22 protein-coding genes and 1 rRNA gene are annotated in these 25,713 nt (G+C 40.1%); 12 read left to right on the top strand and 11 right to left on the bottom strand.

What is annotated here, in order from left to right:
- Positions 1-73: 73 nt before the first annotated feature.
- From yidC to rpmH, 4 genes are read right to left on the bottom strand one after another with little or no spacing between them, the layout of a single operon-like run.
- Positions 74-1,828, bottom strand: a complete 1,755-nt coding sequence (yidC, locus tag E0H80_RS15250; protein WP_131367103.1) for a membrane protein insertase YidC — start codon at positions 1,826-1,828, stop codon at positions 74-76.
- 5 nt (positions 1,829-1,833) lie between these two features.
- Positions 1,834-2,154: a membrane protein insertion efficiency factor YidD gene (gene yidD / locus E0H80_RS15245; protein ID WP_067865188.1), complete on the bottom strand. Its 321-nt coding sequence runs from the start codon at positions 2,152-2,154 to the stop codon at positions 1,834-1,836.
- Between the two features lie 9 nt (positions 2,155-2,163).
- Complete coding sequence (gene rnpA, locus E0H80_RS15240; RefSeq protein ID WP_004650901.1) at positions 2,164-2,553, bottom strand: ribonuclease P protein component; 390 nt, start codon at positions 2,551-2,553, stop codon at positions 2,164-2,166.
- A gap of 29 nt (positions 2,554-2,582) precedes the next feature.
- Positions 2,583-2,717, bottom strand: coding sequence for a 50S ribosomal protein L34 (rpmH, locus tag E0H80_RS15235; RefSeq protein WP_067865183.1), 135 nt, complete (start codon positions 2,715-2,717; stop codon positions 2,583-2,585).
- Between the two features lie 660 nt (positions 2,718-3,377).
- On the opposite strand from rpmH, the gene dnaA reads away from it, so the two are divergent.
- The 5 genes from dnaA to E0H80_RS15210 all read left to right on the top strand — a co-directional run bounded on the left by dnaA (position 3,378) and on the right by E0H80_RS15210 (position 10,185).
- Entirely contained in the window at positions 3,378-4,757 is a 1,380-nt protein-coding gene (gene dnaA, locus E0H80_RS15230) for a chromosomal replication initiator protein DnaA (RefSeq protein ID WP_131367101.1), read from the top strand.
- Positions 4,758-4,867: 110 nt separating this feature from the next.
- On the top strand, positions 4,868-6,013 hold the full coding sequence (gene dnaN / locus E0H80_RS15225; RefSeq protein WP_131367098.1) for a DNA polymerase III subunit beta: 1,146 nt from the start codon (positions 4,868-4,870) through the stop codon (positions 6,011-6,013).
- A gap of 27 nt (positions 6,014-6,040) precedes the next feature.
- A complete protein-coding gene (gene recF, locus E0H80_RS15220; protein WP_131367096.1) occupies positions 6,041-7,123 on the top strand; it encodes a DNA replication/repair protein RecF in 1,083 nt (360 codons plus the stop codon).
- A 54-nt stretch (positions 7,124-7,177) separates the two neighbouring features.
- Positions 7,178-9,649: a DNA topoisomerase (ATP-hydrolyzing) subunit B gene (gyrB, locus tag E0H80_RS15215; protein ID WP_131367094.1), complete on the top strand. Its 2,472-nt coding sequence runs from the start codon at positions 7,178-7,180 to the stop codon at positions 9,647-9,649.
- A gap of 173 nt (positions 9,650-9,822) precedes the next feature.
- Positions 9,823-10,185: a hypothetical protein gene (locus tag E0H80_RS15210; protein ID WP_131367092.1), complete on the top strand. Its 363-nt coding sequence runs from the start codon at positions 9,823-9,825 to the stop codon at positions 10,183-10,185.
- Positions 10,186-10,529: 344 nt separating this feature from the next.
- On the opposite strand, the gene E0H80_RS15205 is transcribed toward E0H80_RS15210, so the two are convergent.
- The gene (locus tag E0H80_RS15205; protein ID WP_131367089.1) at positions 10,530-12,464 is read right to left on the bottom strand and encodes an ATP-binding cassette domain-containing protein; all 1,935 of its coding nucleotides are present in this window, start codon (positions 12,462-12,464) and stop codon (positions 10,530-10,532) included.
- A 239-nt stretch (positions 12,465-12,703) separates the two neighbouring features.
- Between E0H80_RS15205 and E0H80_RS15200 the strand changes: the two genes are divergently transcribed.
- The 4 genes from E0H80_RS15200 to erpA all read left to right on the top strand — a co-directional run bounded on the left by E0H80_RS15200 (position 12,704) and on the right by erpA (position 16,653).
- Positions 12,704-13,711: a putative solute-binding protein gene (locus E0H80_RS15200; protein ID WP_131367087.1), complete on the top strand. Its 1,008-nt coding sequence runs from the start codon at positions 12,704-12,706 to the stop codon at positions 13,709-13,711.
- A gap of 232 nt (positions 13,712-13,943) precedes the next feature.
- Positions 13,944-14,954, top strand: coding sequence for a putative solute-binding protein (locus tag E0H80_RS15195; RefSeq protein ID WP_131367085.1), 1,011 nt, complete (start codon positions 13,944-13,946; stop codon positions 14,952-14,954).
- 235 nt (positions 14,955-15,189) lie between these two features.
- The gene (locus E0H80_RS15190; protein WP_165494327.1) at positions 15,190-16,200 is read left to right on the top strand and encodes a putative solute-binding protein; all 1,011 of its coding nucleotides are present in this window, start codon (positions 15,190-15,192) and stop codon (positions 16,198-16,200) included.
- 117 nt (positions 16,201-16,317) lie between these two features.
- Positions 16,318-16,653, top strand: a complete 336-nt coding sequence (gene erpA / locus E0H80_RS15185) for an iron-sulfur cluster insertion protein ErpA (protein WP_067865154.1) — start codon at positions 16,318-16,320, stop codon at positions 16,651-16,653.
- Positions 16,654-16,747: 94 nt separating this feature from the next.
- On the opposite strand, the gene E0H80_RS15180 is transcribed toward erpA, so the two are convergent.
- The 5 genes from E0H80_RS15180 to E0H80_RS15160 all read right to left on the bottom strand — a co-directional run bounded on the left by E0H80_RS15180 (position 16,748) and on the right by E0H80_RS15160 (position 22,515).
- Positions 16,748-17,125 carry a hypothetical protein gene (locus E0H80_RS15180; RefSeq protein ID WP_165494326.1) on the bottom strand — a complete coding sequence of 126 codons (378 nt, stop codon included), beginning with the start codon at positions 17,123-17,125 and terminating at the stop codon, positions 16,748-16,750.
- Between the two features lie 120 nt (positions 17,126-17,245).
- Positions 17,246-18,157 carry a matrixin family metalloprotease gene (locus E0H80_RS15175; protein WP_131367081.1) on the bottom strand — a complete coding sequence of 304 codons (912 nt, stop codon included), beginning with the start codon at positions 18,155-18,157 and terminating at the stop codon, positions 17,246-17,248.
- Between the two features lie 120 nt (positions 18,158-18,277).
- The gene (gene dnaK / locus E0H80_RS15170) at positions 18,278-20,221 is read right to left on the bottom strand and encodes a molecular chaperone DnaK (RefSeq protein ID WP_131367078.1); all 1,944 of its coding nucleotides are present in this window, start codon (positions 20,219-20,221) and stop codon (positions 18,278-18,280) included.
- A 122-nt stretch (positions 20,222-20,343) separates the two neighbouring features.
- Positions 20,344-20,892, bottom strand: coding sequence for a nucleotide exchange factor GrpE (grpE, locus tag E0H80_RS15165; protein ID WP_131367147.1), 549 nt, complete (start codon positions 20,890-20,892; stop codon positions 20,344-20,346).
- Between the two features lie 1,092 nt (positions 20,893-21,984).
- Positions 21,985-22,515: a hypothetical protein gene (locus E0H80_RS15160; protein WP_131367076.1), complete on the bottom strand. Its 531-nt coding sequence runs from the start codon at positions 22,513-22,515 to the stop codon at positions 21,985-21,987.
- Positions 22,516-22,717: 202 nt separating this feature from the next.
- Here E0H80_RS15160 and E0H80_RS15155 point away from each other — a divergent pair, with 202 nt between their 5' ends.
- Positions 22,718-23,788 (top strand): alpha/beta hydrolase, encoded by a 1,071-nt coding sequence (locus E0H80_RS15155; protein ID WP_131367074.1) that lies wholly within the window; start codon positions 22,718-22,720, stop codon positions 23,786-23,788.
- 55 nt (positions 23,789-23,843) lie between these two features.
- Here E0H80_RS15155 and E0H80_RS15150 read toward each other — a convergent pair whose 3' ends face one another.
- A complete protein-coding gene (locus E0H80_RS15150) occupies positions 23,844-24,512 on the bottom strand; it encodes an acetoacetate decarboxylase family protein (RefSeq protein WP_131367072.1) in 669 nt (222 codons plus the stop codon).
- A gap of 102 nt (positions 24,513-24,614) precedes the next feature.
- On the opposite strand from E0H80_RS15150, the gene E0H80_RS15145 reads away from it, so the two are divergent.
- Complete coding sequence (locus E0H80_RS15145) at positions 24,615-25,184, top strand: peptidylprolyl isomerase (RefSeq protein WP_131367070.1); 570 nt, start codon at positions 24,615-24,617, stop codon at positions 25,182-25,184.
- A 426-nt stretch (positions 25,185-25,610) separates the two neighbouring features.
- Positions 25,611-25,713 (top strand): 16S ribosomal RNA (locus E0H80_RS15140); the annotation flags it as partial.

Below are 25,713 nucleotides of genomic sequence, written 5' to 3'. Positions count from 1 at the left end.
ACAGCCAAATAAAAATCCGCCTAAGATTACCATCTTAAGCGGATTTATTCAGCTCTTCGCAATCAGTCGTTACTTAAACAACGTCACGTTTTTCGCGTTCTTTCGCCACACCTTTGTTGATCAAACTTTGCTGCAAGATAGTAATACTGTTGTTGACAATCCAGTACATTACCAAGCCCGCAGGGAAGAACAACATAAATACGGTAAAGATAATCGGCATGATTTTGAAGACTTTCGCCTGCATCGGATCAGCCGGTTGCGGATTTAGAGACTGTTGGATAAACATGGTCAAGCCCATCAATAACGGCAGGATAAACCAGGGATCCATTGCAGATAAATCTTGAATCCAGCCTAACCACGGTGCATGACGCAGTTCCACTGACTCCATCAATACCCAGTACAGTGCAAGGAAAATCGGCATTTGCATCAACAGTGGCAAACAACCTGCAAGCGGATTGACTTGTTCACGTTTGTAAAGTGCCATCATTTCTTGCGAGAAACGCATACGGTCTTCACCGAATTCTTCTTTCATACGCTGCATTTCAGGTGCAATGACACGCATTTTTGCCATAGAGCGGTAGCTCTTAGCAGATAATGGCCAAAGAATTAACTTCACCAAGATAGTCAATAAAATAATTGCCCAGCCCCAGTTACCCACTAATCCGTGGAAGAACTCTAAGCCAACGAACAATAATTTAGCAATAGGCCATAACCAGCCATAATCAACAGTTTGATTTAAACCAATTGCCAGATCTTTCAGTTCAGACTGAACTTTAGGACCTGAATAGAAGGTTGCATCCAATTCAGCTGCAGTACCGGCAGGCACATTGATCATCGGTGAAGTAAAACCAATAATATTCATATTATCAGTAGATTGACGCGATTCCAGTTTCGCACTATACGGCTGACCATTGGCTTGCGTCAGTTTAAGATCCCCTGGAATCCAGGCACTGACGAAATAATGTTGAACAACACCAACCCAGCCGCCTTTCGCTTCAACATTCAATTTTTCTTCATTGAAGTTGGCAAATTTAAGCTTGTTGTAATGTTCGTCAGGTGTACCCCAAGCCCCACCCAGGAATGTGCCGAGTGTGAAAATACCTTGGTCTGATTTACCCGGATCATCCGAATTGTCACGTTTGATTTGACCAAACATTTGACCTTGCCAGTTCTGAGCACTACGGTTCACAACTTTATGGTTCACAATAATCGGGTATTCACCTTGTTTAAAGGTAAATGTTTTGATGATTTCTACACCATCAGGCGTTTTATAAACCATAGGTACTGATAAAACTTTAACTGCTTTACCATCTTTGGTTGCTTCAGCTTTAGCATCGGCCAAAGTATAAGTTGCTTTTTCCACTTCATACACCGGACGACCATTACGATTGCTGTCCGGGCCATTTAAACCAATCAAGCCAGACTGAGCAACGTAAGTACGTTTTGCATCACTTTCCAGCATGACAAACGGTTCATCGCTGTCTTTATTTTTGTCATGATTGAGCAATTCAATACGAACAATGTCACCACCTTTAGGATTAATCCAGAGATGATAAAGGTCAGTTTGTACTGAAATAAGCTGTTGACTTACAGGTGCAGTGGCATCTGTTGTAGTTTGCTGAGTGGCAATATTTGCTTGAGGCATGTCAGACGCTGCCGGAGCTGTTTGAGCATTTGGCAAATCTGCAGATACTTCATGCGAAACCACGGCAGCATCTTGCTGCGGTTTAGTCTCTGCATGACCATAATCTTTTTGCCAAGCCAAAATAAGCAAATATGCGACGACAAACATAGCCCCTAGAATTGCAAACCTGGCCCATTGTTGCATATCTATTATCCCAAGTAGTTAGAGTGATTTCGGTTCAATAAACGATCACGAAAGGGTACAGCAACGTGAAGCGTTTGAGAATCCATTTGCTGAAATGAAATAAAACGAATTGCTTTTGGGGGAACAGGGTCATAACCCGAGCCACCCCAAGGATGACAACGACAAATACGTTTAGTAGCTAACCACGCACCACGCACAGCACCATAACGATGGACTGCTTCTAAAGAATATTGAGAACATGTTGGAATATAACGACAGCGGGGTCCCAATAAAGGACTAATCGCGATCTGATAGAATCGAATCAACCAATGCAGTAAACGTACCATTGGCCTTCTCTACTTTTGTGGGGAGGGAGCTATCTTTTTATGCTTATTGGCAAGGCGCTGCAATTTCTGCCAAGCAAATTGTAATTGCTGTTGCAATTCTGCATTAGGGATTGCTTCAATGCCGACTTTAGGCATGACCACAATATCTAATAAATCTAATTGCTGTTGATGTAGGCGAAAACTTTCGCGAGCAAGACGTTTTACTCTATTTCTTTCATGTGCGCGACGCACTTTTTTCTTGGCAACAACAATACCCAAACGGCTTGAGGGCTGTTCGGAATTTTTTGCCAAAAATAAGAAGTGGGGTTGGTGCACTTTAAAAAGTGCACCATCAAACACACTTTTATAATCGGCAGCACAGCGTATACGTACGTCCGTGCTGAAGCCATAAAGTGTCATGACACCCAAAATCGTAATAACTTAACTAATTAAACAGTTAAGTCACGACGACCTTTTGCACGACGACGAGCTAATACTTGACGACCAGCTTTAGTAGCCATACGAGCACGGAAACCATGAACACGCTTACGCTTTAATTCTGATGGTTGGAATGTACGTTTCATATTGAAACTCCAAAAATGATCTTCTATGAAGGTTCGCGATTTTAGTGGTCATTCAGTGAGCTGTCAATCAAAAACAAACTTTCTTTCAAAATAAGGGCTTTTTTTCAAAAAATAATGAAAATGGAATTTTTTATTACACTAAAAATTGTTTTAATTTTACACACAATATAAGTTGTTGATTAATAATACAACATAAGTTATAAACAGAAATATTCACAACATTATCCACAACTTAATGTTGATAAGATTATTTTCCTGGTTTTTGAATTTAAATTTAAAAATATTTAAAGTTATCCCCATTGACAAGGGTTCTTATAATTAAATTCAAATTTATAAATTTAAAGTTATTACTATTAGGGAGCCGTTTTTCTGTGGAAAAGCCATTTTTAATTTTTATAAACATGAAGTTAACTTGTGGATATCCATGTTTTTATAAGCTGGTTAATTTGTGGATAACTTTATGATATATTTTATCCACAGCTTGCGGATAAGGTTATCCACATCATGATTTAAATTTAAAGTCAGACTGAATTTTGCTTTTTTAAGTGATATTTCTTTAATTTTGCCATGACAGATGTGGATAACTTCGATAGAATGGCGACCCGCTTGGTCGGGCTCAAAATGATTTTTTATAATTAATGGAATAAATAGGGGTTTTACATGCTTTGGACAGACTGTTTAACTCGTTTGCGACAAGAGCTTTCGGGTAATGTCTTTACAATGTGGATTCGCCCATTGGTTGCCGAAGAGCTTAACGACACATTAAAACTTTATGCACCGAATCCGTATTGGACCCGTTATATTCAAGAACATCATCTTGAGCTGATCACGATCTTGGCAGAGCAAATGTCTGAAGGTCGGGTGCGTAAAGTTGAAATTCTGGTGGATTCCCGTCCTGGTGCCATTCTGTCTGCCAATGAACAACCGGCAACCACGACTGCTGCTTTGCAATCGGTTGCCACACCCATGGCTAGACCGCGAAAGGAAAAAGAAGAATCTGTCGCAAAAAATAGCCGTAAGCGCTTATTGAATCCCCTATTTACTTTTTCGTTGTTTGTTGAAGGTCGCTCGAACCAGATGGCAGCGGAAACCTGCCGTAAAGTTTTAACCCAATTGGGTGCTTCGCAACATAATCCTTTATTTTTATATGGCCCGACAGGTCTGGGTAAAACCCATTTAATGCAAGCAGTGGGGAATGCTTTATTACAAGCCAAACCCAATGCGCGCGTGATGTATATGACTGCCGAAAGTTTTGTGCAAGATTTTGTCAGCTCATTGCAACAGGGCAAGGTTGAAGAATTTAAGAAAAATTGTCGCTCGCTGGATTTGTTGCTGGTCGATGATATTCATTTGCTGGCCGGCAAAGAAGCCAGTTTGGTGGAGTTTTTCTATACGTTTAATGCTTTGCTGGATGAATCGAAGCAAATTATTTTAACTTCGGATCGTTATCCTAAAGAACTGACTGAACTGGATGCACGTCTGGTTTCGCGTTTTTCTTGGGGCTTGTCTGTGGGTGTGGAACCGCCGGATATTGAAACCCGTATCGAAATTTTGCTGAAAAAAGCGGAAAACATCGGGGTGGATTTGCCGCGCAATTGTGCTTTATTTGTGGCACAACAGGTTGTTGCCAATGTCCGTGAACTTGAAGGTGCACTCAATAAAGTCGTGGCTATTTCACGTTTTAAAGGCACCGCGATTGATTTGGAAGTCGTCCGGGAATCGTTAAAGGATGTCCTCGCGATTCGTGCCCGAACCATCAGTACTGAAAATATTCAACGGGTGGTGAGTGAATATTTCCGTATTCCGCTAAAAGAAATTGTCGGTCCGAAACGTACCCGTATTTATGCACGTCCTCGTCAGCTTGCGATGGGGTTGGCGCGTGAATTGACTGGCGATAGTTTTCCCGAAATTGGTATGGCATTTGGGGGACGCGATCACAGTACCGTGATGCATGCCTGTGAGAAAGTTTTGAGCCTGCGTGAACAAGATCCGATCTTTAATGAAGACTATAAAAACCTGCAACGTTTGTTGCAAAGTTGATCGAATTTGATCAAATTCTATTCTTGCAATGCGGCATATTCTGCCGCATAGTACACTGCTAAAAAACACATTTATTTATTATTTATCTTCAGTAGTTAGAGGAATGTACCGTGCGTTTGAAAATCGCGAAAGAAAGCTTACTTAATGTTCTGTCACATGTCGTAGGAGCGGTTGAACGTCGCCATACTTTAAACATTCTGTCTAATGTCAAAATTCAAGTCAGCAACGAATCCTTAACCATCACCGGTTCGGATTTGGAAGTGGAATTGGTGGCCAGTACGACCTTGGCTGAAGGTGCATGCTTGCAAGTGGGCGAAACCACTGTGCCTGCACGCAAGCTGATGGATATCTGTAAATCATTACCGACTGCGGCATTGATTGACCTGCAAATTACTGAAGATCGCTGCATTTTGAAATCGGGTAATAGCCGTTTTGTGTTGGGTACATTACCTGCAGAAGACTATCCGCTATTGAGCACTGAAAATGCGCAGGGTACGCAAGTGACGGTAACGCAGCGCGAGTTAAAACGCCTGTTTGAAAAAACTGCATTCGCCATGGCCGTGCAAGATGTGCGTTTTTATTTAACGGGTACTTTGCTTGAAATTGATCAAAACCAGCTTCGTGCCGTGACTACTGACGGTCACCGCTTGGCTTTATGTGAAACCACAGCCACATCTACGGCAACACAGGCCATTCAAGCGATTGTGCCACGCAAAGCAGTCGCGGAATTACAACGTCTGCTCAGCATTGAAGATGAGCAATTGTCGCTAATCATTGGTCGCGAATTATTGAACGTGACCATTAGTGCGCCAAGCCGCGACAAAGAACAGGGCAATATCACGGTTCGTTTCACCACCAAATTAATTGATGGCAAATTCCCGGATTACCGTCGTGTGATTCCACGTGGTGGCGATAAAAACGTATCGATTGCTCATGATGTATTTAAACAGTCTTTGCAGCGTGTCGCAATTTTAAGTAATGAAAAATTGCGCGGTGTATTCCTGAATTTTAGTGCTGACACTTTGCAGCTTCGCGCCAATAACCCCGAGCAAGATGAAGCGATTGAAGATCTAGCGATTCAATATGCGGATGCACCGATGGAAATGTCGTTCAATGCGCAATATTTACTGGATGTACTTGGTGCGTTGGATGGGGATGATGTCTATATGACCATGACTGAAGCCAACCAATCGGTATTGGTACACGATCCAGTGCAACAAGATCAAACCTATGTGGTTATGCCAATGCGGGTTTAATTTGCAGCTTTCTTAGCAGATCAAATTATGTTTATTACGCGTTTAAATATAGAACGTGTTCGAAATTTAAAAGCGGTTGCACTCCAAGAGTTGCAGCCGTTTAATGTCTTTTATGGCCAAAATGGTTCAGGCAAAACCTCGATTCTAGAGGCCATTCATTTGCTGGCGACCGGACGTTCTTTTCGAACCCATATCCCCAAAAACTATATTCAAAATGAAACCAGTGACGCAATTGTTTTTGCGCAATCTGCGACTGAAAAAATTGGCATGCAAAAACTGTTGTCAGGCGAGCAACTGATTAAAGTCAATGGGGATAATATTGCAACTCAGGGGCAACTGGCTAAGATTTTGCCTTTACAGCATATCGATCCACAAAGTACCGACATTATTGACTACGGAGCCAAACCACGGCGCCAATTGATAGACTGGCTGATGTTCCACGTGGAACCAGATTTTTATCATGCCTGGCAGTATTATTCACGGGCCTTAAAACAACGCAACAGTTTGTTGAAATCGAGACGAAATCTTAATCTGAATGATTTAGAACCTTGGAATAAAATGCTAGCCGAATATGGTGAAATACTGCATTCACAGCGCAGTGGAATCGTCGAGCAGTGGAAGATCTATTTTGAGCAGGATTTAAAACATTTATTGCCCCATCTGGAGATTCAGATGGAGTATGTTCCCGGTTTTCATAGCGAGCTGGGCTTGCTGCATGACCTCACTGTACATCATCAAAAAGACCTAGATAGACGCTATACTGAGTATGGTCCGCACCGTGCAGATTTACGTTTAAAAACAACACTGGGCGATGCTGATGTGGTGCTTTCACGCGGTCAAAAAAAGCTGCTGATTGTGGCCTTGAAACTGTCACAGATTGCAATGCTGCATGCCTGTAACAAGGAAACTGTGGTATTATTAGATGATGTGACAGCAGAATTAGATTTAACTGCACAGCGACGATTAATTGAGCGATTGAGCCAACTGGGTAGTCAAGTTTTTATTACCACTTTAGAGTATGAATCAGTAAAAAAACATTTACATGATTTGTCTATTTCATATCAATTATTCAATGTTGAAAACGGTCAAGTTCAAGTTGTTGTGCAATAGTTTTTTAGATTTTACCCATCTTTGGATAGACCTATATTTCACTAGGGAGAAACCATGAGTTCAGAAGATCAAGCTGCTTCTCAAACAGAACCAACCAATGAAAAGGCTTATGATTCCTCTAGTATCAAGGTATTACGTGGCCTCGATGCTGTTCGTAAGCGTCCAGGTATGTATATTGGTGATACTGACGATGGTTCAGGTTTACATCACATGGTGTTTGAGGTTGTCGATAATGCAATTGATGAAGCCTTGGCGGGTCACTGTGATGAAATCATAGTCACCATCCATGAAGATGAATCGGTGAGTGTTTCAGATAATGGTCGTGGTATTCCAACTGATATTCACCCAGAAGAAGGCGTATCTGCCGCTGAAGTTATTTTAACCATTCTTCATGCCGGCGGTAAGTTTGACGATAATAGCTATAAAGTATCTGGTGGTTTACATGGGGTAGGTGTTTCTGTTGTAAATGCCTTATCGAGTAAATTATTACTGAATATTCGTCGTGCCGGTAAAGTGTACGAACAAGAATATTGTCATGGCGATCCGGTTTATCCCTTACGTGCCATTGGGGATACTGATGAAACAGGAACAACGGTTCGTTTCTATCCAAGTACGCAAACCTTCACCCAAACCATTTTCAATGTTGATATTTTAGCGCGTCGTTTGCGTGAACTTTCATTCTTGAATGCGGGTGTTCGTATTTTATTGCGTGATGAACGCATCGATGCTGAACATCTGTTTGATTATGCAGGCGGTCTGTCTGAATTCGTAAAATATATCAATCAGGGCAAAACCCATTTGAATGATATTTTTCATTTCACCAGTCAAGTGCCGGAAACAGGGATTACTGTTGAAGTCGCTTTACAGTGGAACGATACCTATCAAGAAAACGTGCGCTGCTTTACCAACAATATTCCGCAAAAAGATGGTGGTGCGCATTTAGCCGGTTTCCGTGCAGCATTAACCCGTGGTTTAAACCAGTATCTGGATAGCGAAAATATTCTGAAAAAAGAAAAAGTCGCAGTGACTGGGGATGATGCACGTGAAGGCTTGACGGCGATTGTTTCAGTAAAAGTGCCAGATCCAAAATTCTCTTCACAAACCAAAGAAAAACTGGTTTCAAGTGAAGTTAAACCTGCTGTTGAGCAGGCGATGAACAAGGAATTTTCTGCCTATTTACTGGAAAATCCACAAGCGGCAAAATCAATTGCCGGTAAAATCATTGATGCGGCACGTGCACGTGATGCGGCACGTAAAGCACGTGAAATGACGCGTCGTAAGAGTGCACTTGATATTGCAGGTCTTCCAGGTAAATTGGCCGATTGCCAAGAAAAAGATCCGGCATTGTCTGAATTGTACTTGGTCGAAGGTGACTCTGCGGGCGGTTCTGCAAAACAGGGTCGTAACCGTAAGATGCAAGCGATTCTGCCACTAAAAGGTAAAATCCTGAATGTGGAACGTGCGCGTTTTGACAAAATGATTTCTTCGCAAGAAGTCGGCACGCTGATTACTGCACTCGGTTGTGGTATTGGCCGTGAAGAATACAATCCCGATAAATTGCGCTATCACAAAATCATCATCATGACCGATGCTGACGTCGACGGTTCGCATATTCGTACGCTGCTGTTGACTTTCTTCTTCCGTCAAATGCCTGAACTTGTGGAACGTGGTTATATCTATATTGCACAGCCACCGTTGTATAAATTGAAAAAAGGTAAGCAGGAGCAATATCTTAAAGATAATGATGCTCTGGAAACCTTCCTGATTTCAAATGCGATTGATGATTTGTCTTTGCATATTAGTGCTGAATCTCCTGCAATTACCGGTCAAGCACTGGCAAAAGTCATTGAAGATTACCAGGTTTCACAGAAAAGTTTGAACCGTTTAACCGTACGCTATCCTGCAAGTTTACTGGATGGTTTACTGGGTCTCGATGCATTCAAACTTGATCAAAATCATGATGAAGATTATGTGAAACAATGGTCTGAACAGTTACGTGCTGCGATTGAAAAATATCAGCCAAGTTTACGTCCTGAAATCAGTTTGGAAGTGTTTGAGAAAGAACATGCTGACGGTTCTAAGGTGGCACATTTCTGGCCACGTGTGACTATCTATGTACATAACTTGCCGCACTCCTATTTACTTGATTCTGGACTATTGGCCTCTGGTGAATATAAGCGTTTACTGCAAAATTCGAAGAGCTGGTTTAGCTTGCTTGAAGATGGTGCGTTTTTGCAGAAAGGTGAGCGTAAAATTAATGTCATAACTTTCCATCAAGTATGGCAGCATATTTTAGCTGATTCACGTCGCGGCATGATGATCCAGCGCTATAAAGGTTTGGGTGAGATGAATGCGGACCAGCTGTGGGAAACCACCATGGATCCTGAAAACCGTAACATGTTACAAGTCACCATTAATGACGCGATTGAAGCCGATCGTATGTTCTCTTGCTTGATGGGTGACGATGTAGAACCACGTCGTGCCTTTATTGAAGAAAACGCATTGAATGCAGATATCGACGCTTAGTGTATTGATAAGCTAAATTGTAAAAAGCATCCTTCGGGGTGCTTTTTTTATGCTATTTTTATTTAAATACGATTAACTTTTAGCCATCTTTGTTTTATAAAAATGACTTATTCCTCTGTCATGATGAGTCCTATACATAGCACATCATCATGCAATATTACGAGGTTAGTAGCATGGATAATCAACTGGAACAGATCCGGGATATTTGGAGCAATGCATTTTTTACCGGTAATTTTGAGGTGTTAGCTCAGTATGAGCATGAACAATTTAAGGTGGTTTATGAGCAGGAAGGTCGAGTTGAAAGCAATTTTACCCGTTATGAGCGCATTGCTCATGCAATGAAAAATGGTGTATGGAAACCGCAACAACCACTGATAGAATTTGAAGAGTTTGATTTTGATCAAGATTTGAAACGCTGTAAGGTTTTAATTGGTTTAGAGGATCAAAGAAAAATTCAGGAATTATGGGTCAATGAAGGTGCTTGGAAAATTATTGAACTGAGGTTTTTAAAAAGCAAAAAACCAACCACAGGATGAATAAAAGCTCTTATTTTCTTGAAAATAAGAATGTGGATAAGTCTATTTTTGTTTAATTAGAATGTGAAAATTAATTTATCCACAGCTTAAACTGATAATTTTATTTTAAATTCAAACTTGATTTTATCTGTATGGTGGATAAGTTTTTTAAATTTAAAAGTACGTTTTGAATTTAAACTTGATAGATTGTGATTTTTAAATTTAAAGACACTGTTATCTTTATGAGTAATATTCCTCTAAAAGTGTTGTGTAGAAAAATTAAAAAATCGCAGTACAGGTTTGAAATTGTACTGCGATCATATAATAAGCATCAGTTTAGTTTTGCTTAAGAGTGATAGATTGGCTTATTCGAAAGCACCTTCCAGTTCTTCCAGCTCCATCATCAGCTCTAACATTTGCTCTTCAGCCTGAGCCAATTTTACTTTTAACTCGGTTTGTTCGTTCATCAGCTTCAACAAATCATCTTTACGATTTGCTTCATATAATGCACTGTCACCGAGTAATGTTTCGATTTCCGCTAAACGGGGCTGTGTTTTGGCAATCTGAGCTTCAATTTTTTCAATATTCTTGCGAACAGGACGGCTGAGTTCACGACGGCGTGCAGCTTCTTTACGTTGCGCCTCTTTATCCAGTTTAGAAATCGTCGGTTTAACTTCCACTTGAGATTTCACCGGTGCAGCAGGTTGTTGACCTGATTTTATCATCTCGATACGGGCTTGGCGTAACCAGTCTGCATATGCAGTCAAATCACCATCAAACTCACGGCTTTGACCGCCATGAACCAGAATCAACTCATCACACACACTGGCAATCAGTTGACGTTCATGCGATACCAGCACCACAGCACCTTCAAAATCTTGTAATGCCATGGTTAATGCATGACGCATGTCCAAGTCTAAATGGTTGGTCGGTTCATCCAGAATCAAGACATTTGGACGTTGCCATACAATCAGTGCAAGCGCTAGACGGGCACGTTCACCCCCCGAGAAACTTTCACTTGGGGTATCCATGCGTTCGCCACTAAAGCCGAAACTGCCGAGGAAAGAACGCAAGCTTGCTTCACTGATTTTTTTATCGGCAATACGCGACAATTGCAGCATTGGACTGGCATTGCCATCCAAAGCATCCATTTGATGCTGTGCAAAGTAACCGATATTGAGCAGTTCAGAATCTTTACGCGTCCCTTGCAGCAGTTCTAAGTCACCGACCAATGATTTAATCAGCGTCGATTTACCTGCACCATTCATCCCGAGTAAACCAATACGACTGCTAGGCGTGATTTGTAAACTAACATTGGTCACAATCAGTTTGTCACCATAACCAATATCCGCATGCTCAAGTTCAAGCAGCGGTGAACTCATTTTAGTCGGTTCACGGAAGGAGAAGGTAAACGGTGTATCGACATGTGCTGCAGACAACTCTTGCATACGTTCAAGCTGCTTAATCCGGCTTTGCGCTTGTTTGGCTTTGGTGGCTTGTGCTTTAAAACGATCGATATATTTCTGTAAATGTGCGCGTGTTTCTAATTGCTTTTCATAGGCCTGTTGCTGCTGCGCCAAACGTTCGCTACGGGTACGCTCGAAAGTAGAGTAGTTCCCGGTATACAGAACAAGTTCTTGATTTTCAATATGTAAAATATGATCGGTAATTGCATCGAGGAAATCACGGTCATGTGAAATTAGAATCAGGGTGCCTTCATAGGCTTTTAACCAGTCTTCTAGCCATAAAATGGCATCCAAGTCTAAATGGTTGGTCGGTTCATCAAGTAACAACAGGTCTGAACGGCTCATCAATGTGCGCGCAAGGTTCAAACGCATACGCCAACCACCGGAAAAGCTTGAAACATCCAGTTGTGATTGGTGTTCAAAGAAGCCCAAACCTGCCATCAATTGTGATGCTTTAGACGGTGCAGAATAGCCATTAATTTCGTCAAAACGACCGTATAAATGTGCAAGCTCGTCATCGCTTAAGCTTTCTGGCTGATCTAATTTATTTTGAATTGTCCAAAACTCTTCATCACCCGATAAGACGAAATCAATCGCTTTCATATCTAAAGCTTTGATTTCCTGTGCCATATGGGCAACAGTCCAAACCGCAGGGCGAGTTAAAGAACCCCCATCCGATTCCATACCACCGAGCAGTGCAGAAAATAGCGTGGATTTTCCTGCACCATTTACACCAGTTAAACCAATTTTCCAGCCTGGATGGAGTTGCATGGATGCTTTTTGAAATAAAACACGTCCACTGCGACGTATAGAAAGTTGATCTAACTGAATCATTAAAATATCTAAATGAGAAGAATGGTGTGCGTATTCTAAAGGAACTGGCGGAGAAAAGAAAAAGACTGAGACATTATTATTTGGATAAAAGATGGGCTTTAAGTAAATAAATAAAAATGTGACAAGTTATACAAAAAATAGCCTTTCATCAGAAACAGAATTAAATCTCTATTTTTACTATGAAAACAAAACTATAGTCAGCTTATAAAGGAATATGTGAATAAGAATTAGGCGCTATCATGAAAAAAAGGATTTTAATTTTATCAACCGGACTGTTGTTCAGTTTTTCAACGTTGGCACAGGCAAAACAAAATATATGTGTTTTTGATCTGTTGGGAAAAGCTGGTGAATCTTATAAATTAATTGAAGAATGGGCTCTAGCCAGTAAAAACTGGGATGCAGATGTCAATTTAATGGCTTATCAAGATGAAGCCAAAGTCGAGCAAGACTTTAAAGCCGGCAAATGTGATGCCTTTTATATGACTTCCATGCGTGCACGTGCCTATAATAAATTTGCAGGCTCAATTGACGCTTTGGGCGGTGTACCGAGCAATCACATTGCGCAAAAAGCCATTTCTTTTGTGCTGGATAAACGCAATAAAAAACGGCTGGTGAGTAATATTGGCAATGAAAAGTATGAAGTTGCCGGAATTGGGCAGATTGGTACAGCCTATCTTTTTGTACGTGATAAATCTATTAATTCTATAGAAAAGGCAGCAGGTAAAAAGTTTGCCATTCTGCATTATGATCAGGCACAAAAAATTATTGTACAGCGTATTGGCGCAGTACCGGTAATGGCAGATATTTCGAATTTTGTGAAGAAATTCAATAATGGTGAAGTCGATATGATTGCTGCACCGGCCTATGCATTTAAACCCTTAGAAATTTATAAAGGTTTAGGCACCACCGGCACGATGATTAATTTTCCGGTGGTGAATGTCACTGCGGATCTCATTATTCGTCCAGATAAATTTCCATCCGGCTTCGCAGATCACTCTCGTGCTTGGTTTGTTCAACAATTACCAAAAACTTTTGCCATAGTTAAACGTATGGAAGCTGAAATACCGGCAAAATACCGCATGAATTTAAGCAAAGAAGACCAAGTGAAATATCAAAAAATTCTGCGTGAAGGACGAATTGATTTAACCAAACAAGGAATTTATGAGCCAACGATGATGACGGTATTGAAAAAAGCCCGTTGTACCGTGGAGCGAACCAATTTTGAGTGCTCTTTAAGTGGTGAATAACTCGAGTGTTGTGTAGTAATTTGTAAAATATCTTAAATTTTCTAAATGATTGCTAAAAAAATTATTTAGCAAGTTTATGATTTTATTATTAAATTTAAAAAGTATAAATCAACTGACATTTGAGTCGAAAAAAAATGGAGTAATTACTCTATTTTTTTTTAATAAACTTGCATAATATTTGTGCCATGGAAGGAAACTCGTCAAACAACAAGATTTTAAAAGGACTACTCTAATGAAAAAAACGATTCTGGCACTAGCTTCATTGGCTGCTATTGGTTTAGCAACCACAGCACAAGCAGCAAAAGTGGATGTTTGCGTATTTGATTTACTGGGTAAATCTGGTGAGTCTTATCAAATGGTGCAGGAATGGGCGCTAGCTGCCAAAGGCTGGGGCGCTGATATTAATTTAATTCCACGTCAAGACGAAGCTGTGGCTGATAATGATTTTAAAGCTGGCAAATGTGACGGCGTTTTTATGACAGCGATGCGTGCACGTCCATACAATAAATTTGTGGGTTCAATTGATGCTTTGGGTGGCGCACCCAGCAATGCCATTGCTCAACGTGCGATTACATTTGCACTGGATAAACGTAATGCTCCGAAAATGGTCAGTAATTTAAGCGGGAAAAAATATGAAGTTGCGGGTATTGCACCGTTAGGTTCAGCTTTTATTTTTGTACGTGATAAGAGTATTGATTCAATTGAAAAAGCAGCAGGTAAAAAATTTGCAGTATTGGGTTATGACGATGCGCAAAAAATTATGGTGCAACGTATAGGTGCACAAGCTGTGCTCTCGGATGTATCGAACTTTGTGGCGAAATTTAATAATGGTCAGGTGGATATGGTGGGTGCACCTGCCTATGCGTACAAGCCTCTAGAAATCTATAAAGGTTTAGGTAGCAATGGTGCAATGTTCAATTTCCCTGTACTTCAAGTGACGTCAGATTTTGTTATCCGTCCTGACCAGTTCCCAGCGGGTTTTGGGCAAAAATCGCGTGACTGGTTTGTGAAAAACTTGCCAAAAAGTTTTGCGATGATTAATCGTCTTGAAGCCAGTATTCCTGCCAAGTTTAAAATGACCCTAACTGCAGAAGATAAAACCAAATATCAAAAAATGTTACGCGAAGGCCGTATGGATATGACTAAACGTGGGGTTTATGATGCCAGCATGATGACGGTATTAAAAAAAGCACGTTGTTCTGTTGATAAAGCGAATTTCGAATGTTCACTTGGTGGTGAATAACTTTGATTTTAAAAAAGAAAGCCTAGATTATTTCTAGGCTTTTTTATCGAGTTAAATATGTCATTTTTGCCATTGTTGTTAGTCAAAAAACGCGTAATCTTAAAAAATAATGATATAAATTTTTTATCATAAACATGAAAGCAAGTATAAAAAGCTTGTAATTCAAGATGAATAAAAACTCAAAAGATTCAGTCTAAAACTGAATAAAAACAAAAAACAAGGATGAAAAGTCATGATGCAATGGTCTAAAGCGTTGCTACTGGGTATAGGTCTGTGTGCTGTAACCGGTATGAGTCAAGCAAAACAGGTGATGTGTGTATTCGATTTAGTCGGTAAAAGTGGTGATGTTTTTACCCTGATGAAAGATTATCAGTTAGCAGCCAAAAATTGGGGTGCGGATATTGAGTTACGTGTCGGCCAGAATGAAGCGGTCATTGCTGAAGATTTTAAAGCAGGTAAATGTGATGCGATTAGTGTTACAGGTATGCGTGGGCGCCAGTTTAACGATTTTACCGGATCTTTAGATGCCATTGGTGCGATCCCTGATTTAAAACTTGCGGTTAAAGTAATGCAAGGTTTAGCCAGCCCGACTTTTGCTAAACATATGTTGCGGGGAAAATATGAAGTGGTGGGTGTCATTCCAGTGGGCGATGCATTTTTAATGGTCAATGACCGTAGCATTAACACGATTGCTAAAGCAGCGGGTAAAAAAATTGCAGTCTTGGATTATGATGAAGCACAAAAAATTATGGTTCAGCAAATTGGGGCACAGGCGATCAGTGCCGATGTTACCAATTTTGGGGCCAAATTTAATAATGGTCAGGTCGATATTATTGGCGCACCGGCTGCTGTATTTAAACCGCTAGAATTGCACAAAGGTTTGGGTAATAAAGGTGCGATTGTAAATTATCCAATTTTACAGGTGACCGGTAATATTATTATCCGTCCAGATAAATTCCCGGAAGGTTATGGCCAAAAATCACGTGAATGGGTGAGAGGTCAGCTACCGCGTGCATTTGGTATTTTGGGGAAAATGAAAGCGGATATTCCACAAAAATATTGGATGCAAATTCCTGCAGCGGATAAGCCGGGCTATCAAAAAATGATGCGCGAATCACGTGTCGATTTAACCAAACGTGGTATTTATGATAAACGGATGATGAAATTATTATGGCAATTCCGTTGTAAAGAAGACCCGAAAAATTTTGAATGTAGTCTTCAGGATGAGAACTACAAACAATCTTGATAAAAATACTCGGATTTGACTTTAAATCTGTAGAGACTGACCATATATTGGGTATGCTATACTTGAAATATGGTCTTTATCTTTTAAAGACAACTGAATTGAACAGAGGAATCCAACATGAATGCCCAAGCTCTGGTGCTGACCGACAATGCTGCGAATAAAGTACGCCAATTGCGTGATAGTGAAGGCAACCAAGAATTAATGTTACGCGTTTATGTTACAGGTGGTGGCTGTTCTGGTTTCTCTTATGGCTTTAACTTCGCTGAAAGCATGAATGAAGATGATGCTGAATTTATCAATGGCGATGTGAAAATGCTGGTCGATTCTTTGAGTTACCAATATCTTGTCGGTTCAGAAGTCGATTATATTGAAGGTTTAGAAGGATCACGTTTTGTGGTTCAAAACCCCAATGCAACTACAACTTGTGGTTGTGGTTCTTCTTTCTCACTTTAATAAAAAATTTAAAAAAAAGCCCGTCTTATTGAGAGGGCTTTTTTTCATTAAAAACAAAAATTAAGTAAGCTGGTGTGAAAATATCATTAAAAAATTATGCTTCTAGTTTTGCGGCTTCCAGAATATCAAAAATAACCGTCGTCACATCTTGGCTTAAATCACGATTGTTAAAAATTTCATGCGCCGTAATGGTCACATCTGTATCACTTGGCAGTAAGCGTTGTTCTTCTTCAATCAACTGCTGAATGGGTAATAAGGTCTGTTTTATTTCTAAATGCAGAATATCTTCGAACTCAAGATTTTCATCTTCCAGTTCAATCAGTTGTTCGTTTAAAAATGGCAATAAAATAGAATGGAGGTAAGGTTGAATCTCAATAATATCAAAGATTTCAATCTCACGAGTTTGCTCAATTGTACTAATGTGATCATTCATTTCAATCAGAATATGGTAGTAACTCACACGCGTCTCCAGAGATTTTATGTTGTCATTTATTGACATCACAATAGCATGAAATGAGCCTGATTTCCGATCTATTGCCCTGTATATGCTTATAAAAAGTAAGGGATTTTTGCATTGTATCTTGGTCGTGGCTTAACGTGCCTGTAATAAAGCCAAATCGGCTGCCGATAATCTGAAATTTTGCATCTGTTGATCTTTCATTAGGGGGTACATCAGCGCTTGAGGATCTTGATTGTGTTCTAAGCCGAGTGCATGTCCAAATTCATGCGCCAGGGTTAGACGTAAATCGTCTGCTGACTCGAATTCATAAATATTAATTTGCTTGCCATTAAATAAGCCTTTATCAAATAAATGCGGTCGAAAGCGCTGATTAAATTGCTCGACAGATTGATTTAACTGATGGTTAATTTGGTTCAGTTCATCCACATGGCTATTCAGTTGCTGAATTTTTTGGTTGTACAAATTGATTTCCTGTTCTAGGGTAAAAATTTGTTGTTGTAATTGATGACGTTGTTGTATGAACTGATCGCGTTGCGCAGGGTTTATCCCACCATTGTGATTGAGCATGGCAATTTTCTGATTATATTGACTTAATTGTGCATTAAGCTGGTTTTTTTTAGCCTCAAGCAGGGCATTGGTACGGTTTAACTCTTCTTTAGATTGTTTGAGATTTTGATTTTTATTCGACCAGATTTTTTGGTTTTGTTCGATATTGCCTAGATGTTGGCGGCGTTGATTCGATTCATCTTGACGTTGATCATAAATTAAATGAATCGCCAGTGTGGCATTTGGATCATAGACAAAATAATCTTTGCCTGTACCTTGTTTCCAAATATCCGTGGCTTGTTGGCTAATGAGCTGCACTTCATTTACAGTTAAGCCAAAACGCGGATCGACTTCTGCAATACGATAACGCAAGCGTATATCGAATGGATGCTGAATACGGTCCAATAGAGTATTGTGCCGAATTTGTGGATGGTTTCGAGTTTGATAAGTCATGAGCAAAAAGAACATGACCAAAAGGCAGAGCACAACCAAGCGCATAAGGGCTTAAAAAAGTTATTTATTTAAATTACTGTATAACATTTATCCAGATTATAAAAATAAAAAACCGCGCTTTCGCGCGGCCTTTTTTAACTTTTCAAATCAAGTTAAAGCGACAAATTATTTTTTGTCATCTTTAACTTCAGTGAACTCAGCATCTACAACGCCGTCGTCCGCTTTTTGAGATTGACCTGCATCACCTTGGAAGGCATTCGGGTCAAAACCTTCAGCACCACCTTGAGCGCCTTGCGCAGCTTCATAAGCACGTTGGCTAATCGGCATAATGATGTTTTGTAGCGCTTCAGTTTTCGCTTTGATTTCTTCAACATCATTTTCTTTAGTTGAAGCTTCAAGCTCAGAAACCGCAGTTTCGATTGCAGTTTTTTCGTCTGCAGTGACTTGTTCGCCAAGATCTTTTACTGCTTTTTGCGCGCTAGCAACAAGAGCATCTGCTTCGTTACGTGCTTTAGCAAGTTCTTCGAACTTACGATCTTCTTCAGCATTCGCTTCAGCATCTTTAATCATCGCTTCAATTTCAGCATCGCTCAAACCTGAGTTTGCTTTAATTTGAATTGATTGTTCTTTACCCGTGCTCTTGTCTTTGGCAGACACTTTCAAAATACCATCAGCATTGATGTCGAAAGATACTTCAATTTGTGGCACACCACGTGGAGCAGGTGGAATGTCGCCCAATTGGAAGTTACCCAACAATTTGTTTTGCTGCGCCATTTTACGTTCACCCTGGAACACAGAAATGTCTACAGCAGGTTGGTTGTCAGCAGCAGTTGAGAACACTTGAGATTTCTTCGCAGGAATCGTGGTGTTTTTCTCGATGATTGCAGTTAACACGCCGCCCATGGTTTCAATACCAAGCGTCAACGGCGTTACGTCTAGAAGCAATACGTCAGTTTTGTCACCAGACAATACTGCACCTTGAATCGCCGCACCCATCGCAACCGCTTCGTCAGGGTTCACGTCTTTACGTGGCTCTTTACCGAAGAATTCTTGAACTTTTTGTTGAACCATTGGCATACGTGATTGACCACCTACCAAGATTACGTCAGAGATGTCTGAAGTCGAAAGACCAGCATCTTTTAGTGCAATACGGCAAGGCTCAATGGTACGCGCAACTAAGTCAGCAACTAAACCTTCAAGTTTTGAGCGAGTTACGTTGATCACCAAGTGTTTAGGACCAGTCGCATCAGCTGTGATGTACGGAAGGTTGATTTCAGTTGCGTTAGAAGAAGAAAGCTCAATTTTTGCTTTTTCCGCAGCTTCTTTCAAACGTTGTAACGCAAGTGGATCTTGTTTTAAGTTAAAGCCTTGTTCTTTCTTGAACTCTTCAACCAAGTATTCAATGATTGCGTTATCGAAGTCTTCACCGCCTAGGAAAGTATCACCGTTGGTCGACAATACTTCAATTTGCTGGTCGCCATCTAGGTCAGCAATTTCAATGATGGATACGTCGAAAGTACCACCACCCAAGTCGTAAACCGCGATTTTACGATCGCCTTCTTTTTTGTCCATACCGAACGCAAGAGCCGCAGCAGTTGGTTCGTTGATGATACGTTTAACATCAAGACCGGCAATTCGGCCTGCATCTTTAGTAGCTTGACGTTGCGCATCATTAAAGTAAGCAGGAACGGTAATCACCGCTTCTGTAACAGTTTCACCCAAATAATCTTCTGCAGTTTTTTTCATCTTTTTCAAGATTTCAGCAGAAACTTGTTGTGGTGCCAATTTTTTATCGTTTACATCAACCCAAGCATCACCATTGTCCGCCTGAATGATTTTGTAAGGTACCAGACCGATATCTTTTTGAACCGCTTGGTCTTGATACTTACGACCGATCAAACGTTTGATCGCGAATAATGTGTTTTTAGGGTTGGTTACCGCTTGACGTTTAGCAGATTGACCCACCAAAATTTCGCCATCTTTATAAGCAATAATTGATGGAGTTGTACGAGCGCCTTCAGCGTTGTCGATAACTTTAACTTTGTCGCCTTCAAGTACTGCTACGCAAGAGTTTGTAGTACCTAAATCAATACCAATGATTTTAGCCATTTGGATGCTTCCTCAAAATTATTTTTTGCAATGCTTTTGCTTGTTATCCGATATGAGAGCCATTCAAAATTTTTCAAGTTTATTTCATTAAAAAAAGTGAAAAACTCTCGAATTTCTTTACCTTATTGACCGACTAAGACCATTGCTGGACGAAGTAAACGGTTCGACAAGGTATAACCTTTTTGCAGTACAGTACCAATTTCACCTGCTTTAGCATCAGGTGCAATACCCACTGCTTGATGCAAGTCTGCATTGAAACCGTTATTCATATTCACTTCGACTACACCGAATTTTTCTAGTGTGGTGAGTAGTGATTTCAATGTAAGTTGTACACCTTCAAGCAATGGAGATTCCGTATCACCAGCAGCTTGAATGGCGCGCTCTAAATTATCGACAGTGTCGAGTAATTCTTTGGCGAATTTTTCAATCACAATTTCTTTGTGCTTTTCAGCATCACGTTGAATGCGTTCCACGCTTTTTTGCGCTTCATATACCGCATTGGCGGTACGTGCTTTTTCAAGTTTTAAACTTTCTTCCAGATGAGTGATCTGTGCCTGTAAATCTTCAACTGAAACTTCAGCTTGCTCCGTTTCAGCTTGAGTTTGTGCTGTTTGTTGATCAGCTTGCTCTTGCCCTAGATCTTGAGCTTGTTCGTTTTGCTCAGCCGCCATAGATTTACTCCGTTTAAATGGGTTCTTAAACATGTACAGTCCTTTTGGCTTCAGTGTTAACTGGGTTAATTCTGAACTGCCATGAGTGATAAAATTCATGATTAGTACAAAGGTCGGGGCAGGCGATAAAAATTCAAGCGAGACAATCAATTAAATCTGTTTAATTTAATCAAAATCAGCAAAAAATCTGCTTTTTTGAATATTCAGGCAAAAATTATAAGTTTCTTTGTGGTCAATAGTGAGCGAATAGATAAAACAACAAAGCGGCTAATATAAAAACTTGCGCATCAGTTGCTGGAATAATCAAGTTTTTTGTTCTACCTCAGTTTGTATCGAATAATAAATTAGGGGGGAGTGAGTAAGAAAAATGCAAAGGCAATGAATGTTGTGAGCTGTAATATCAAACTTAGACTTAAAAACGATCAATATTGAATGAATTATATATTTTACAAAATAAATTAGATTGATTATTATTTCATCTAGATTCTATCGCTGTAGTTTCTTCTTGGTATTTTGAAATCTGTTTTCTAAGCTTACCCAACCGCTGGGTAAGCTTTTTTTTGCCTTGAATTTGCTAAATCCAGCATGAATAGAATTTATGTATCTGTTTAGAAATAATTTTTAGAGAATAATAAAATATAGAGGAGGGTTTAAAGGACTATTTTTACTACGTTGTACTTCTAATGAAACGACACAAAATCCTGAGACTGCTAAAATTACTACAGATCTAGGCGTTTCAACTTAAGTGCAACTAGGCGGTAGGGGGTGTACAGGCAGATACTTCGGATGCTACCCATTCTGGTTCTATTTCTTCAAGTTCGCCAGCCGTGCAGTAATCACAAGAGTATAGAGAGCTAAAGGATGAAATAATTTATAAGCGAATAGTGTCTTCAGCTGAAGGATTTAGCCTAGATGGTAGCGAGGAGACTTCTATCCTCTATTTAAGAGATATCGCAAATTAAATATGGGATGGCTTGAATCATCATTTCAGTAACAATGTGTACGAATCTGAGCTGGATTATTTTGATTCAATAAAAATGCCCTTTCAATAAAGGGCATTGAGTTAATTAAAATGAAGGGAGTTTCAACGGATCAGTTGTCCCGACGATCATGTTTCTCGTTAGAGCGACGCTGTTCATCCCAACGGCTTGCTTGAGATTTACGTTGCTGTTGCATTTTTTGACCATTTTGCGTATTAGCTTTTTTACGCAGTTGTTCTGAGCGCTGGCGTTCAAGTTCACGCTTTTTTCGATCCCAATCGGATTGGGTGTTTCGATTTTTTTCGGCAGATCTTTTACGCTGTTCTAATTGGTGTTGCTGTTCACGTTTTTTACGCTCCCAATCAGACTGTTTTTGCCGACTTTGTTCCCACTGACGACGCTCAAGCTCACGTTTTTTTCGTTCTAATTCCAAACGGTTTTGACGCTGTTGATATTCCCAACGTTGACGATTGCGTTCTTGGTCATAGCGATTGTCGTAATCTCGGTCATAACGACGGTCATAACGACGGTCATAGCGATTATCATAACCCCCATTGTAATAACCGCCATCTTCTGGAAATGCCACACAACCTACAGCTAAAAATGTAGTCGCTAAACAGAGTATAATCAATTTTTTAGTCATGGTTTGCACCCTTTTTCTTTTAAGGAGTAGCAAAAAACTCCGAAATATACATGAAAATTGTCAATGACAAGTTATTATAAGAAGATTAGCGTATGAATGTTTTTACTGTGTATACAGATGATTAGACTTATATAAGAGTATGGTCACTTATTTGCTGATCATGTAGAAAATGTGAAGAATATAATAAAAGGAAGGGATATTAATGGTTGCTTTTAATCGAACGCTACAGACAATGATAGAAAAAGGGCAAGGCACGGCAGCACGTACCTTGGATCGATTACCGAGTTTTGCACAAAAGTCTTTAGTTAAAATTTTAAGATATCCACATCAATATCCTGAGCTGGATCCTTTAATTCAATGCATGATGGCGGCCCAGTTAAAACAGGGCAATAGTGGTTTCATCGGCGAAGATGTTGTCCACGCGCGTAAAACTTTTGATTTACAAATGCAGGCAATTAAGAGCAAGCCCACGCCCATAAAGCGGGTTGAAGATATACGGCTTCCTTTACATAGTGGCACCATTTTCGCGCGGCATTATCATCCTGCACCGAATAAAAAACTTCCGCTGGTGGTGTTCTATCATGGTGGTGGTTTTGTGGTGGGGAGTCTAGACTCTCATGATGAGGTGTGTCGCTTACTTGCAGTGCATGCAAAGGTTCAGGTGCTGAGCATTGATTATCCGCTCGCGCCTGAAACCAGCCCGACAAAACTGATCCAAACCTGTGAAGATGCACTGGCATGGGTATATCAAAATAGAAAACAGCTTAAAATTTTAAAAAACAGAATTTCGGTAGCCGGGGATAGTGCGGGCGGCAATATTAGTGCAGTGGTTGCTCAGCGTAGTGTCAATAAAGTTTATGCACCGCAAGCCCAATTATTACTTTATCCGGCGGTCGATTTTAAAAGTCGTCATCCATCGTTCCATGCGTATAAAGAAGGTTTGGTTCTGACCGGTACTGATGTCGATTTTGTAACGCAATATTATGCAGAAACACATCAAGTTGAACTGGATGATCCGATTATTTCCCCGACTTACGGCCAACATGACAAATTAGCGCCTGCCTTTGTGATTACCGCGGGTCATGATGTGTTGCATGATGAAGGGGAAATTTATGCCTACAAGTTACGCCATCGTGGCGTGAAAGTGCATTATCAGGAATATAGTGATCAAGCGCATGGTTTCGTGAATCTTACCCCGGTTTCTTATCGAGCCAAAAAGTACTTCATTGAAATTAGTAAGAACTATAGAAAGTTTTGGGATAAACACGCTTAAGCCTTTTTAATAAATTCGACTCTCAAGATCTAAGGTGTTTCACGTGAAACACCTTTTATTTTTTCTCAATTTTGGCGGTAGGCAGAATAAGTCTAAATTCTGGAACATAAAAGCTCTGTAAATATTTGGCTTGGGAAAAATCTGGAAAGATCTCCAGCGTGTTTTTCCACGAAGCCTGTTTGAGCTTGGATAGTTTGCCACGAAATTGAGGGCTGAACTGATAATGCAAACCTTGCCAGGTCTGATGGATACCGAGCAGCCGCGTGGGTATATGATGGCTATTAATGTAGAAAGCCTTGCTGTGCTTATACTTCTGTAGGCATAAACTCATGTCTTGCTGCCCAAATGAAATATTGCAATACACCACATTATCTTTGATCAACCATTCAAATTGAGCCAACTGTTTCGGAATTCCCCAAAAATGTTGACCATGGAGCATTGATGCTTCGGTAGATACATAAATTTTAGGAATTGAAGACAAGCGTCTTTTGCTCATTAAAGGATGATCTAGAATCAACAGTTCATCATAAGGACCTACGGGGGATTCTTGATAACGAACCAACATCACCTGAACTACTCGACCTAGGGGAGAGGGAGCAAGTTGGAAAGCCTGATTAGATTTAATAAAGTTTGGGGTTAACCAATAATTTAAAATAAAGGCATCACCCTGCAAATGCCAAGGTGGGTGGTGACGCAAAGTTGTAGTGGTTAATTCTTCACTCATTTTTATTCTCGTTTGTTCTCAAAAAGAGATGCTGTTTTATTTATAGTGAACGATTAATATATAGATATTCACAATTACAACTTAAAGTTGAAGAGTAAAGAAATGTTAAAACCAACCTTATTCGCTGTTGCTGCTATTTTTATGAGTGGACAAGCAATCGCGGCAAACTCGATTGTAGAAATGAAAACATCCATGGGAAATATTGAAATAGAGCTCTTTAACGATAAAGCGCCTATTTCAGCGAAAAATTTTGAAGGCTATATAAAGGATAACTTTTATAACGGCACTATTTTTCATCGCGTGATTCCAGGCTTCATGATCCAGGGGGGAGGAATGGATGCCAACATGGTAGAGAAGCAGACCAAAGCTCCCATTCAAAATGAATCGTATAATGGTTTGAAAAATATACGTGGCACTTTAGCGATGGCGCGTACCAATAATCCAAATTCTGCTAGCAGCCAATTCTTTATTAATACTGTAGATAATGATTTCCTCAATAAAAGCCAGAGGAATGCAGGCTATGCCGTGTTCGGTAAAGTGACTAAAGGTATGGATGTGGTCGATAAAATTACTCAAGTACCGACTGCAAACTTTGGCATGCATCAAAATGTACCCAAGCAAGCAGTAAAAATCGTGAGTGTGACTGTTAAAGCAGCACCCGAGAAAAAGTAATACAAACTAAAGCAGAAATATGAAAATTAATATTTTTGCTTTAAAACAATATCTTATAGTAATTTTGTATAAAATTGACCCAATTTGGTGCATAAAAAAAACACACTCGATAAATCAAGCAGTCAAAAGCGCTTGCACGTGTAGGAAATTACCCTATAATGGGCGCATACCAACGAGATATGTTGAAACGAACGAAGCGCGAAGCGCTGAGTTGTTAAGATTATCTTGTTGTTTCTTGTCTCTGACGAAGAGCGAGATAGATCATTAAGAACTTATGAAGAACAACTTGTGTGGATTTTTACTGGTTGATCGATCGAAATTATTTTCATTGATTGATGGTAGAAATGACTCGAAGTTTATTTGAGAAATATTTGTCAGAAAATTGATGAGCCAAGATTGGTGCCCTTTAAGGCACTAAGCAATATTAAACTGAAGAGTTTGATCATGGCTCAGATTGAACGCTGGCGGCAGGCTTAACACATGCAAGTCGAGCGGGGAAAAGTAGCTTGCTACTTTACCTAGCGGCGGA

It is taken from the genome of Acinetobacter sp. ANC 4779 (assembly GCF_004331055.1).
Lineage (GTDB): Bacteria > Pseudomonadota > Gammaproteobacteria > Pseudomonadales > Moraxellaceae > Acinetobacter.
This window is presented reverse-complemented; position numbering and strand designations above follow the sequence as displayed.